The following is a 13024-nucleotide window of genomic DNA, read 5'->3' as shown; positions in this document are numbered from 1 at the left end:
CAGTCCGAATCAAAGAAAACCGAATCGCCCGGCGACTCTGGAAAGCCATCCGGGCGCCGGTGCATTCTCAACAGGGAATGGAATTCGTCCCAAAGGTCGTCAAGGATTCACAGCTTTGTCGACGGCCTGGCCGGCTTTCTCAGCGGTCCCCGGGTGATTGATCGCGTCCTTGGCGTTGTGGATGCCCTCCTCGATCTTTTCCCCCGCTTTATCAAGGGCATGGCTGGCCTTATCCTCCGCCTTATCAAGGGCATTGGCGGCATTCTCCCCCGCTTTGTCGATGGCATGGCCAACCTTCTCACCAGTACTCGGGGGATTGACCGCGTCTTTGGCCTCCTGGATCCCCTGATCGATTTTCTCTCCTGCCTGTTCGGCGGGTCCCTTGGGTTCACCACAACCCGAGAAAAGTACCACCGTGCCAAAGAGCAGTGACGAGGCACGCACGGTCCGGATCAGCCAAGATTTCATCAGAGTATTCCTTAAGGGCGAGAGGATCGGAAACGAAACGCACGACGCGCTCGAAGCCACACGAGAAATGCAAAGCTCATGCCGAGCGGACCGATCTGACAGCCCAGTTCTCACAAGGGGATCACCGCCCTTCCGTTCGCCATCGAACCGAGAACAAGCCAGATCGAAAATCAGAGGTGACAGAAAGCCGGGCTCGGTTCACGCACGCCAGCAGGGGAACCCAACGGGGTAGTTGACTCCATCGATCGAGATTGACAGGATTAGGGAACGTCGTTCGGATCCGCTCGTGGTCAAGCACGAGGACCGGACTGACCAGAACCACCACGGCATGACCAGCATGGCAAGGATCGACCCTCTCTCTGAGGCTGAGACCGATGAACCGAGGCGTGAGGCCCTGGAGCACGTCCGCGCGGCTCATGGTCGTTTGACCAACATGAAGCAGACGCTGGCCAGGTCACCGGTCGCTCTGCGGTCGCTGATGACCTGGTACGAGCTTCGCGACGCCATCGTCGAATTCCTCGGCGAACGGCCGGCTCTGCTTTTCGCTCACGCCATCTCGACCGCGACGAATTGTCTGGTCTGCTCGACCTTCTTCCGGCGCATTCTGACCGACGCGGGGGACGACCCGGATCACCCGACTCTCGACGAGCGCGAGCAATTGCTCATCGACTATGGCCGGCAACTCGCCCACAACCCGCACGAAGTGTCCGACGACCTCTTCAAGCGGCTCAAGGCCATGTTCGATGCGGAACAAGTGGTCCTGCTCACCGCTTTCGGCGGCTTGATGGTTGCCACAAACCTTTTCAACAACGCGTTGCGGGTCGACCTCGACGAATACCTCTGGCCGTATCGAAAAGCTTCCGAAGTGAGGGCAAGCGAATGAGCGGTGGGGCCAAACTCACGGGAAAAGTTGCGGTCGTGACAGGGGCTGCGCACGGGCAAGGGCGTGCGACGGTGCTGGCGCTAGCACGCGACGGCTTTCAGATCGTCGCCATCGATGTCGCCCAGCCTCTTGAGTACCCCGGCTACGCGCTCGGCACCTCCGCCGATCTGGACTCGTTGCGCGCAGCCTGCCTGACCCTGGGAGTGGACTGCCTGACCTTCACGGCCGACGTCCGCGACAATGAAGCAATCTCGGCGATCGTCGCAGCCGTAGTCGAGCGATTTGGCCAAATCGACCTGCTGTTCAATAATGCGGGAATCTGTGCCTATGGACTCTCGCATGAGCTGACCGAGGCCGCGTGGGACGCGATGCTCGACATCAACCTCAAGGGAGCCTGGATCGTCGCCCGCCACGTCATTCCTCAGATGATTGCACAACGATCAGGTGTCATCATCAATAATTCATCGGTAGCCGGCCTGCGTGGGATGGCTCGACTGAGCCACTACGCAGCGTCAAAGTGGGGACTCGTCGGCCTGACCAAGTCATGGGCCATCGAGTTAGCGCCGCACGGCATCCGAGTCATCTCGATCCATCCGACAGGCGTCAATACACCGATGAACGATGGGCTGGCGGCCCTGGAAGGGGCAACGCCTTTGCAAATCGCTGAGCGATCGGCCGGAAATCTGCTTTCGGTCCCCTGGGTCGAGCCGGAGGATGTTGCGGAAGCCGTCGTCTTTCTGGCATCCGACCGGGCTCGCTTCGTCACCGGTTCCCAGTTCGTCCTCGACGCGGGCCTTTTGACTCGCTAACCAACAAGTGATTGGTTTCAACCCATAGCATAGCCGGCTGTACTGCCCTCGGGCCTAAAACGAACATCCCGAGGTCAACTCCTCCGGCGCATCGCTGACGTCGAGCTTCACCTCGGTCACTCCAACACCGGCTGCCAGCCGGGTTCCCAACTCGCGGAGCATGCTGGCCGAATAGCCGGGCCAGAGGCGGTCAACGGTCCCTTCCCGCGTGACCAGCGCCACGTAGGCGGATCGTTCAGCCTGATAGGCATGAACGATCTTCAGATCCGGGTCGGCGATGACGGGGTAGGGGGTGTCATGCTCCCGGGTCCAACGCTCAGCGTCGGGAGTTTCGCCGTCGATGACTCCCACAAACGCAACCCGGCCTCTGTAAGCCATGAAAAGGCGGCGAAAGCAAGGGTCAGCCGCTTCACTGCACGGGCAACCGTCCTTGATAAAGATAATGACCATCGGGCGCCCCTGCGCACGCTCCGGCAGCGAGGGGACAAGGCTTCCGGCCACCGCACCTGCGGCAGCCTGCATCCGGGCGGTGACCGGGTGCCCGACGCGGGATCGCGTGGCAATTGCAGCCACAAAGGCGGCCCCAGCGGCAACGAGCAGTAGGACGGTCGCAATCCTCCTCACAACGTCCCCCGAGATCATGTGCAGGCGGAATGAATCCACCGAGGATCAGGCGACGGCGACTTCTGTCTCGGGGTCAACCTGGACCGCGAGTGTCGAGGTCCGGCCTCGGCCAATTTGCAGGACCATCGCGGCAGTGACAAGGCAGAAGCCTCCGGAGGTCAGGAACGCGGGCTGATAGTCACCGATCACCGAGCGAATTGTGCCCGCCCCGAAGGTGGCAACGGCCGCCCCCAGTTGGTGCGCGGCGACGATCCAGCCGAACATGATTCCCGACCGCTCCCGACCGAACGCGTCGGCCGTCAGCTTGACTGTCGGCGGCACCGTTGCGATCCAGTCGAGCCCATAGAGAACGGCAAAGGCGGAGAGCCCCCACGAGGCGTCGACCAGGCCGAAGGGGAGGTAGATCAGGGCGAGTCCCCTGAGGGCATAGTACCAGCATAACAGCACACGGTTATCGTATCGGTCGGAGAGCCACCCCGAGGCGGTCGTCCCCAACAGGTCGAACAGCCCCATAGCCGCGAGCAGGCCGGCCGCGTGAATCTCGGGGATGCCGGCGTCCATGCAGGCGGGGATCAGGTGGGTTCCAACCAGCCCGTTGGTGCTCAGGCCACAGACGAAGAAGCTCCCCGCCAGGAGCCAGAAGTCGCGCGACCGCAAGCCGTCGCGAAGCGCCCCAACCGCGGCGGCAAACGGTCGGTCCACCCTGGTCGTCACCAGCGCCGCATCCGCAGCCGCCCCGAACGGACGAAGACCGATATCCTCGGGACGATCGCGCATCAGAAAGGCGATGAGAGGTAAGAGGAGAGCCGCGACACCAGCGACGACCAGTACCGCCGGCCGCCACCCGTACCGTGAGACGGTCGCGGCCAAGGCGGGTAGGAAGACCATCTGTCCCGTGGCCGAACTCGCCGTCAAAACACCCAGCACCAGCCCCCTGCGCTCGGCGAACCAGCGGTTGACGACCGTCGCGCCAAGGACTAGGGCCGTCATCCCCGTTCCCCCTCCGACAACCACGCCCCAGAGCAAGACGAGCTGCCAGGGGGTCGAGATCTGAGTCGAGAGCGCCACGCCCGTGGCGACCGCCGCCAGCGATCCGAGCATCGTCCGCCGAACGCCCACTCGATCCATGAGCGCGGCGGCGAACGGACCGATCAACCCATAAAGCAACAGATTGACCGAGATCGCCAGCGAAATCGTCGCTCGGCTCCAGCCGAACTCGCGTTCGAGCGGCACGATCAGAACGCTCGGCGTGGCCCTGACACCGGCCGTCGCCAGAAGAGTCAAGAACGTCAGACCGGCGATCACCCAGGCATAGTGATATCTCCGCACTCTCATCGGCTCGGCCTCGCTCATCGCGTCGTTCCTCTCCGTGCCCAGCTTGGACCGGGGCAGAACACACCCGGCCCGTGAGGTGGACGGGCAGCACCGGGCTGAGGTTCGTTTTCCAGCTTCAACGCAATGGCCTTCGCGATTGCACCGCTGAACAGTCGTCAAAGTCAACGAGTGAGCAATCACCGAGTCAGGAGCAGCCGTGGCCAACTCGACGTTCGGAATCCGAGAAGCCGCCCCCCCTCGCCGGAAGGGGACGAACTCCGAATTTTGGTGAGCGAATCGGCCGCGATCAATCCGTGAACCGGCGCACAATTAAAGCCGTGTTCTGGCCGCCGAATCCGAAGCTGTTGGAAAGGACCACGTCGACCTCTTGCTCACGGGCCTGGCGAGGCAAATAGTCGAGGTCGCACTCCGGATCCTGATTCTCCAGGTTGATCGTCGGCGGCAGAACTCCGTCGCGGATCGCCAGCAGGCAGGCGATCGCTTCGACGGCACCGCCAGCCGAAACAAGGTGGCCCGTCATGCTCTTGGTGCTCGAGATTGGCACGCGATACGCGTCGTCGCCGAAGACTCGCTTGATCGACAGGGTCTCGATCGAGTCGTTGGAGGGAGTGCTCGTGCCGTGCGCATTGATGTAGCCGATCTCGGAAGCGTCGACCCCGGCGTCGGTCATGGCCCCGCGCATCGCCGCGATGGCGCCTCGGCCTTGGTCGTGGCTGTCGGTCAGGCGAAAGGCGTCGGCCGTCGAGCAGTGCCCGGCGATCTCACCGTAGATGGTCGCCCCTCGGGCCTTGGCGTGCTCCAATTCCTCGAGGACGAGCATTCCTCCCCCCTCGCCGAGGACGAACCCATCACGGTTCCGGTCGAACGGGCGGCTTGCCGTCGCATAATCCTCGTTGCGGGTCGACATCGCCGTGAGCAGGATGAACCCGGTAAGGCCGAGCGGGTGGACCATGCTGTGCGTGCCCCCCGCAAGCATCACGTCGGCATCACCCCGGCGAATCAACTCCGTCGCCTCGCCGATCGCTTGTGCGCTTGCAGCGCACGCTGTCTGGCAGGTCGAGTTGGGTCCTCTGGCATTGAAGACGGCCGCCAGATACCCAGCCGGTCCCCCATGCTCCTGATCCGCCTCACTGATCAGTTGAAGTCTCTCGATTCCGTAGCTCGTGAACTTGGCCGGGTTGAAGTGCCCCTCAGCGCTTGAGCTGTGGACGAGTTCGACGAAGCGGTTGAAGTCTTGCTGGCCTTCCCCAGAGCCAAGGTAGACTCCAAAACGGGTGGGATCGATTGCAGCATCGCCGATCCCGGCGTGGGTCACCGCCAGCGTCGCCGCCGCCAACGCAAATTGCGAGGTCCGGCTGTATTCGACCCACCGAGCAGCATCCGCCCGGTAGTCACCCAGGCGAAACCCCGCAACCTCACCGGCGATTCGCGTGGCGAACGTCGACGCGTCGAACAGAGTGATCGGTCCTACCCCTCCGCGCCCCTCGCAAAGCGAGCGCCAGGACGACTCAACATCGCCCCCCACCGGCGTAATCATCCCCATGCCGGTCACTACCACTCGTCGTTGCACGCGTTCTCTCCCCAACAGCTCGTGGCCAAGGCTCGCAACGTCGGCTTCACAACCGATCGAGTCCGGCCCTGGCCACGTCCTATCGATCCCTTCGAGTCGAAGTCTGCAATCCGACCATAGTATGCGATCTGCGCCTCGACTCCTTCCCCAAAGTTTCGGCTCGGGCGAGCTCTCCGAGGGAATCAGGACGCGTCAAATCATATGACGACCGTAATCCAAAATCAACAACCTCGGGGCGGTGGGACCCGATGAGCCACTACGGCGACAGTCCGTCTTGCGATTACCGGGGGAGGGGGCCCAGTACCCTCCTTGATTTCCGCGCAGGCTCCGACCCCTTGATCGGATTTGTGCTGACGAGACCAAATCCCACCTTCGATCGACTCGACTGCGTCCAGATCGCTCCCGATGTGAAGGCCGCCAAAACGCATCCACCAATGATACCAAGTCGACTTTTTCCTATTTAGGACTTTGCATCCTCAACAGTCGGCTCGCTTCGTGCCCGCCATTCGTTGACGTGCTGCTGCAGCATCGCCAGGTGCAGGCGGAGATGGTAAAACTCCTTCATGTAGCTTAGTGGAACGTCTACATAAGCCACTTGGAGTTCGATGTCTTTCAGTCGCGCGAGTTCCTTGTCCAGTTCGGGGCCCGAGAGGCCGGTGATCAGTCTCTGGTCGATTTCCCGCAGGTCAGAATACCAGAGGTAAATCTTTCGCCTTGTTCGCCAGCGCATCAGCGGTGGAGTCGCACGGAGCAAGGGCATCATGAGCATGATCATCGGGATGAGCATCACCTTGGCCCGATCGACCAGCGAAGCCAGCCAGAACGGGAGCAGCCGCTGCAGCACGGGCGGGCCGGACTTGTAAAAGTGCCTCGCGTCCTCACTCACGGGGAAGTCGCAATAGGATTGGGAGGGAAATTCACCAGGCTCGGAAATCTCGTCCCCTTTGCCGTGAATGCGCGTCGCGGTCGTGAGCAACAGAGGGACCAGGGCGGGGTGGAAATCCTTGCGAACCACCAGCATGGCAGTCGGCGCCAGCAGAGCAACGTCCTGGCCGGGGATGTTCTGGCCGAGGTCTACCAATCCAGCCGGCACGGTGACCGGGGCCAGGAATCGGAATCGGCGATGATAGGCCTCGTGCTGGTCGAAGTTCAGTAGTTTTACACGGTTATCGCTCAGGAGATCCTGGATGTAATCGGCCTCGAAGGCGGCGACGAAAAACGCCGCATCCAGCTCTCCCTTCTGCAAAGCCTTGGCGGCAACAGCAACACTCTCCTGAACCAGCACGGCCCGCGAATTCTCCTTCGACGTTTTGGATTCGATCAGGCCGTTGGCGGCAAGCAACTGCATGGCAATGGAGTACGTCCCGCTGCCCGGCGGGCCGACTCCAATGCGTTTGCCCGCAAGCTGACTGAGGCGATCAAGCGGCTTGTCGCCGCGATAGAAGACCCACAAGGGCTCACGATAGAGGCTACCCAGGGCATAAAAGTGCTGCAAATCCTCCGGGCCGGCCAGGCCGCTCTGAATGATGGCGACCGCCACCCCCGAGCTTTCCTGCCCCAGCAGTCGCAGGTTTTCCACCGAGCCCGCCGTCTCGCGCACCTCGACGGACAGGCCCTCCTTTTGCAATTCCTCCGCATATTTCTGGGCATAGTGGAAGTAGGCCCCGTTCTTGCCCCCACTCGCAATGACGATTTTGCGCGGCGGCGGTGGCTCGACGAAGATCATGTACGTCGCGATCAGCACCGCCAGGCAAGAGCCGAGAATCCAGACCCATGCAGCAAGCGCAGGCTTGCCCTGGCTGCGCGGCTTTGGCATCGTCACGATTGGTTGAGATGAGGAGGGCACGGCCCAATTTCCTGAAAAGGAACTACAGACGGTTGCCCCGCCGTCGCGGCATCCCGAACTTCGGGACGGTCCTCTGCATCTGTCAAAAACAAACGCATCTCGTTTTGAAATTCATGATGCCAGACTATGGCATCTTGATTACACAAGGGGGGGGGTAGTCCCGAAAGTGGGTCGGTTCTGCGGCACACACTCCCCAAGGCACATCCCATGCTCAAGATACCCTGCATCACCTGAATCGCCAACGCCGCAGTCGGCTTGACCACCATTTATCGTGAAGTCGTCGGTCAAGTCGAGGTCACTACCTGAAGCATACCATTGGAGCAGGGAATATGACCCGCGTCCGCTTCACCCTCACCAATTTGATGGCTTTCGTTCTCTACTTTGCCTTCGGCTTTGCGGCCCTGCGAAATGCGAATGCGTTCTGGGCGAGTGCGACCTACACTATGGCCATTCTCTTGATCGCTGGAGCTCTGGTCGGTGCTATTACCCGACGAGGTAGTACTCGCGCCCCTTGGGTCGGTTTTGCCGTCTTCGGCTGGACCTACCTCCTCATCGCCCACTTGCCGAAATGGGATGTCGGCGGTCTCGGTTTCGGCCCGATCGATAAGCCGTTGCTATTCATCGAGTGGGGCACCGCACTCCTCCAGCCCCATATCAGGACGTTACCCTTGGGGATGAACGGAGAAGCGGCAGGCAATTATCTGATCGCTTACGAACAAGTCAGCCAATCATTAGGGATCATCCTCTTTGGCATCGTAGGAGCAATCCTGAGCCATCTCCTTGCCGTAAAGGACGACCGACCGAGCCCCTGACGCAAGTCTCCGCGAGCGAACGCGAATCATTGGGCTGCCCCACCCAGATCCTGATCGTGGGCTCGGCCCCATTTCCTCATCGCCATTCGCCATTCGCCATTCGCCATTCGCCATTCGCCATTGCTGCAGACAGCGGGCGGCAGCGTCTTGGGCCTTTGGACATGAGCCGCCTCTCACTCAGTCGGGCAACAGGCTATCATCCGGGAAAGGCGATGGAAGGGGAGCATCACCCACGGCCTCAGATTAGCATGCCAGGTGGGAACCGCTGTAGCCTTCGAGATTAAGACATGACAAGCAAAGAGTGGCGGCGATCCAAAGACCCGATCAAGATGATCGCGGGGTTAAAAGGTGTGGCCAGCGAACGCAAGGGGCGGCTCTATCTCTGCGGCGGCTGTCGCGCGATCTGGCACCTGCTCTACGATGTCAGAAGTCATCGGGCGGTCGAGGTCGCAGAACGTTTCGCCGATGGACACGCAACCCCAAAGGAAAGGTCGAATGCGATTTTTTTAGCGGAGATCCCGACCTTCGGCAACGATTTCCTACCCGGGGAGTGGAGGAAGTGGCACCCGGACGGCTCAATACCATCCAGCGTTCAAAGGCTAGTCGAGATGGGCGTTCTCACGCCCGAACAACTCGAAGAGAACGAACCAGCGGTTGATAAGGCAGTCGAGAGCCGCTTGCTGGCAGCGGCGAGTCTTGCCGAGGCGGCATGCAGCCGAGGCCCGTTCGATCACGATTGGTGGCACCACAACATCCCGAGGGTTCCCTGGCCGGGAGATTGGCTGTTACGCTGTGTCTTCGGCGACCCGTTCCTACCCTTCGTGTTCTTCAGCCGTACCTGGCTGACTCCCAACGTCGTGAGCCTCGCCCGCTCAATCTACGACGAACGTGACTTTGAGCGGATGCCCCTACTTGGTGCAGCCCTGAAGGAAGGCGGTTGCGCAAATCATGAGATGATGGATCACTGCCGAAGCGAGTTGCCCCACGTTCGTGGCTGCTGGGTAGTGGACTTGGTGTTGGGGAAGTCCTGAAGATGAAGTCAAAACTCCAAGTTCCGTGGACCATACTTGCGAGTGCGGCCTTTCTGTCCATCGTGGCCAGCCTCGTCCTGGTCGTCTCGATGGCACTCCTGGTTGCCCTGTGTGCCCCCGCTCAGCGAGAGCAGATCGGCAGTCCCGCCGTGCTCGGGGTCATCTTCGTGATTCCAGCGACCTTCGTTCTGTTCGCGGATTACCGTGCGGTCGTTTGCAGAGATCCGAAATGGGCGAGGGGTATCGCGTGGTTCTGCCTGATAATCCCCGTGATCGGGTCATTGGGAGCCGCAAAAGGTCTCCTCAGCCTCCTCGGCGTATTGCCCGCTAGTCGCGAATGGTCTTCGTGGTGGGAACTGGCGGCGTACTCGGCGTTCCTCGCCCTATCGGCTTGGATCGGCTACGTCCACCTGCAATGGTCCAAGGTGCTGAAGCCTACGGGGAATATGACCTTGGACGATTTCGACTCGTGAGTGGCCGCACACCAATCTCCCTGCCCCCAACTTTCTCGAGGGAGCAGGTTTTTCTCGCTTCATAAAAAAAGAAAGAGTGGCCGAAGCTTTCGGACTCAACTCGCAGATGGCAACAGCTTCCTGGCAATCTTCCTGAATCACACGAGGTACATAAGAGGGATAGGATTTTGCAAACGTTGATAGTGCGAGCAATCCCCACTCCCTGGTTCTTTGGATGTGGGATGGCAAAGTACCGCGATACTACAGCTGAGCGTCGAGTGTCGTCTTTCTACAATCCGGGTTCGAACAGCCCTTTTGAGTCCAAGAAAATTTTTATGAGCATTTACTAAAACCAATGAGCATCATGACATCTTTGGCATGAATAATCCTGTCGCCACTCTCATCGGAAACAGTGAAATGCAGACTCGCAATATGGACAAATCCAGATTTATCGCATCGTCGACTCTGTTAAAACCAGTTTCTGTGACCAAGACACTCGCGACTGGTCAACGGTCCACTTGATTGTGCCGTACTCAGCCCGAGAGGTCAAGCAACCCCAACACGCGCATAGCTCGGATGTGCGAACATCCCTGGTGGTCACGATGCTCTCGTTTCCAAATGAAGTTCGCACAGCCACACACCACCCCATGCGTGGTATCAGTCGCATCGTAGACAGCCTGTCCTCTCCGAAGTCGCCAAGCCCTCAAGACTGTCTCATCCTCAGAACGGACAGGCCGAACGGAATAACGAGGTTCCCGTCAATGACCCGCCAAGGTGGTACGGGGGGCCAGACGCCGCATACTGATTTCCTAGCCTAAGCGGACTTGGCCGTAACATGGACGATGGGAATGAATTGCCGGTTTACGACCGTTGAGCCGGACGGTTTTATAACCCAGAGTGTAACCGGGATTTGTAACCAGATGTAACCCGACGTGTGTAGCCGGAAGCCTATACTGCTGGTGAGTTTAAGAATGGGCGATGAGGGACTCGAACCCCCGACATCCTGCGTGTAAAGCGACCAAAACCAGCCAGTCGAATTGTCATAAAGCGTTACAGCACAAGCATTGTAACCGAAATCGACCCATTTGCAAACGGTATTCTACCGGCGCAAAAATTCGCAAGGAATCGCGGTATCCCGAGGCGAGTCCGGTAGTGATCCGGTAGTCGGGCAGGGGGAGTGGCGAGAGGATATTCGCTCAGTAGCAAGCGGAATCACTCATCCACGTCAGGTGTACGGCCATCAAACTTTGCCGCCCGCATGTCACATCGTTTTAACGCCATGACTTCCCCAGGAGTGAACGTTCCAAAGAGACGTGTTCGATATCTGAGTAGCGAGACCTTTTCCTCTCTCATCATTATTTCTACAATTAGGGAAATGATTTGATCATCGGCGTCCGGGAATTCCTCTTTCGCGATAATCTTGAACATCCCGTGTCTGTCGTTCGGTTTGCTCGCGTCTGGCATCTGGTATCCCTTGCTCGGTTTTTGGTTGATTGTTCGCTGGTCTGGCAACAAATCTGATCTGGAAGGGCCCCAACTCCCTCCCTGATATCACTCGACCGGCGATCGAATCCGGTCAAGTTCAGCTTGGACTTCGAGGGGCGGCCGACAAGCTACCTGGATTGTGAGAAATCAAAGATCCAATGCCCGTCCGTATCCGTCGTCCTCGCTCCCTGATAATGTGCTACAGGAAGATCGGAGTTTTCGGGCGGCAACGACGAGTTGCGAATCGTCCACTGCTCTACCGCGGGAAGCGTATCCGGGTTTGCGACGGCAACCGCAGCGGTTGCGCCTGTGCGGTGAAGGCCAATACTGAGCGGGACCGTGGTGTCGTCAGAAGCCGACTCGACGACGTGTCCATCGAACGGACCGCCTCGGAGGATGAGCGTGGGCAAGGCGAGATCTCCTTGGGGAAAAAAAGAGGAGGTAGGGATGTCGCCCGGCAGGGCCGTGTACCCAGCAAATCCCCAGACTCAGCGGTATCTGGCTACCCGGTTGAAGCCTAGCTTACGTCTGGGAAACTAGGCGGGGTTTGGATCGGCTGTCACTCGTCCGCTGCCACGTCGCCATTCCTTTCCTCTGGCCGTCCCTTCGGGCGCAGCCCGACCGATGATCGACCTGAAAACGAAAACTCCCTCACGCGGCCTGACCCGTGTGAGGGAGTTTTCGTTCATGACCTTCGCTGACCCGAGCGACTGGCCGGGACATCACTCCGACCAGCCGACCTCATCAACCTGAATCCGCCCAAACATGCGGGCTGGAATCCAACAGTCTGGACGTCTGACCTCGCCCAGACCTGAAACCGACTCCGGCCAAATCAAATTCTAGTCGAACCTGAACATGGGTTCAAGAACAAGGTCGCCAGCAGGTTTTGGATCACTTTCGTGGCGTCACGAAAGTGATCCGGGGAGGGAAAGCGCTCGCAATCGGCCCTCAAATCCATAATAGTGAAATCAGCCTTAGATTCCCTTTAACCAGGAGATGGAGCATGTGGCGGACCGAAAAGGGCGTGCGGACCTTGAAGGTCGCGGAGTGGGAGCTCTTTCGCGAGGGGATTGATCTCCTGTGGGACGCGATCGAGGAATCATTCGACTTCGCTGGGGACTTCGAGACTGGCGTGGCGATTTTCGACCGTCTCCAGCCCAATCAGCAGATCGCGATGCTTCTGTTGGTGGGCAAGGCGTTGCGGGACAAGAGTGAACCGGCTCCAGACCTGACGGCGATGACCGAAGGGACCGTGGCTGCCGTCTTTGAGCATCTGCGAAGAGAAGTGGGGGTAGAAATCGACGTTGAGGATGACGTCAGGCGTGAGGGGCCGGAATCGGCCGATGATATCACCCGGTTGCGGCGGCGGATTCTGACGGCTTACCGCAAGTGCAGAGACTTCACGGGTTTCAAGCCGCCGACCGAAACCAGTCGCGACAAGGAACCTTGGGAATTCATGCTCGACTGCTTTGCCTACCGAATCCTCTGGGACGACGACTACAAAGCGGGTGCCTTCTTCCTGGACGCCGAGCCGGCGAAGGGGCGAGCCAAAATGGAAATGCTGGGAATCGACCCGGATTACTTCATCGACATCGCGCCAGACCCCACCGACGAGGAGTTGGAATCAACCCGAGAGCAGTTGAGAGAGCTTACGGGACGCTCCGGGAAAGGAACGCCCCAAGTCTAATCTCAAGGGACGGAGCGACCGC

Annotated in this window: 12 protein-coding genes; 6 read left to right on the top strand and 6 right to left on the bottom strand. The window is 59.7% G+C overall.

Annotated elements, in window-relative coordinates:
- Positions 1–99: 99 nt before the first annotated feature.
- Complete coding sequence (locus tag SINAC_RS08265; protein ID WP_015245232.1) at positions 100–468, bottom strand: antitoxin; 369 nt, start codon at positions 466–468, stop codon at positions 100–102.
- A 286-nt stretch (positions 469–754) separates the two neighbouring features.
- Between SINAC_RS08265 and SINAC_RS08260 the strand changes: the two genes are divergently transcribed.
- Positions 755–1351, top strand: a complete 597-nt coding sequence (locus SINAC_RS08260) for a carboxymuconolactone decarboxylase family protein (RefSeq protein WP_015245231.1) — start codon at positions 755–757, stop codon at positions 1349–1351.
- Positions 1348–2160 carry a mycofactocin-coupled SDR family oxidoreductase gene (locus SINAC_RS08255; RefSeq protein WP_015245230.1) on the top strand — a complete coding sequence of 271 codons (813 nt, stop codon included), beginning with the start codon at positions 1348–1350 and terminating at the stop codon, positions 2158–2160. Before SINAC_RS08260 ends, SINAC_RS08255 begins: the two co-directional genes overlap by 4 nt.
- A gap of 54 nt (positions 2161–2214) precedes the next feature.
- On the opposite strand, the gene SINAC_RS08250 is transcribed toward SINAC_RS08255, so the two are convergent.
- The 4 genes from SINAC_RS08250 to SINAC_RS08235 form a co-directional block, all read right to left on the bottom strand.
- Entirely contained in the window at positions 2215–2784 is a 570-nt protein-coding gene (locus tag SINAC_RS08250; RefSeq protein ID WP_237722441.1) for a peroxiredoxin family protein, read from the bottom strand.
- A gap of 45 nt (positions 2785–2829) precedes the next feature.
- Positions 2830–4137 (bottom strand): MFS transporter, encoded by a 1308-nt coding sequence (locus tag SINAC_RS08245; protein ID WP_015245228.1) that lies wholly within the window; start codon positions 4135–4137, stop codon positions 2830–2832.
- Positions 4138–4405: 268 nt separating this feature from the next.
- Positions 4406–5689 (bottom strand): beta-ketoacyl-[acyl-carrier-protein] synthase family protein, encoded by a 1284-nt coding sequence (locus SINAC_RS08240; protein WP_015245227.1) that lies wholly within the window; start codon positions 5687–5689, stop codon positions 4406–4408.
- Between the two features lie 460 nt (positions 5690–6149).
- The gene (locus SINAC_RS08235; RefSeq protein ID WP_044147472.1) at positions 6150–7505 is read right to left on the bottom strand and encodes a TAXI family TRAP transporter solute-binding subunit; all 1356 of its coding nucleotides are present in this window, start codon (positions 7503–7505) and stop codon (positions 6150–6152) included.
- A 359-nt stretch (positions 7506–7864) separates the two neighbouring features.
- Here SINAC_RS08235 and SINAC_RS08230 point away from each other — a divergent pair, with 359 nt between their 5' ends.
- The 3 genes from SINAC_RS08230 to SINAC_RS08220 all read left to right on the top strand — a co-directional run bounded on the left by SINAC_RS08230 (position 7865) and on the right by SINAC_RS08220 (position 9851).
- On the top strand, positions 7865–8347 hold the full coding sequence (locus SINAC_RS08230; protein WP_015245225.1) for a hypothetical protein: 483 nt from the start codon (positions 7865–7867) through the stop codon (positions 8345–8347).
- A gap of 287 nt (positions 8348–8634) precedes the next feature.
- Entirely contained in the window at positions 8635–9378 is a 744-nt protein-coding gene (locus tag SINAC_RS08225; protein WP_015245224.1) for a hypothetical protein, read from the top strand.
- 2 nt (positions 9379–9380) lie between these two features.
- The gene (locus SINAC_RS08220) at positions 9381–9851 is read left to right on the top strand and encodes a hypothetical protein (protein WP_015245223.1); all 471 of its coding nucleotides are present in this window, start codon (positions 9381–9383) and stop codon (positions 9849–9851) included.
- Positions 9852–11042: 1191 nt separating this feature from the next.
- Here the strand turns inward: SINAC_RS08220 and SINAC_RS08215 are convergent.
- Positions 11043–11294 carry a hypothetical protein gene (locus tag SINAC_RS08215; RefSeq protein ID WP_015245222.1) on the bottom strand — a complete coding sequence of 84 codons (252 nt, stop codon included), beginning with the start codon at positions 11292–11294 and terminating at the stop codon, positions 11043–11045.
- 1024 nt (positions 11295–12318) lie between these two features.
- Between SINAC_RS08215 and SINAC_RS08205 the strand changes: the two genes are divergently transcribed.
- Positions 12319–13002, top strand: a complete 684-nt coding sequence (locus tag SINAC_RS08205; protein ID WP_015245220.1) for a hypothetical protein — start codon at positions 12319–12321, stop codon at positions 13000–13002.
- The last annotated feature ends 22 nt before the right edge of the window (positions 13003–13024 follow it).

It is taken from the genome of Singulisphaera acidiphila DSM 18658, assembly GCF_000242455.2.
Taxonomy (GTDB): Bacteria; Planctomycetota; Planctomycetia; order Isosphaerales; family Isosphaeraceae; genus Singulisphaera; species Singulisphaera acidiphila.
The sequence above is the reverse complement of the archived record's forward strand: the minus strand, read 5'-3'. Positions and strand labels throughout refer to the sequence as shown.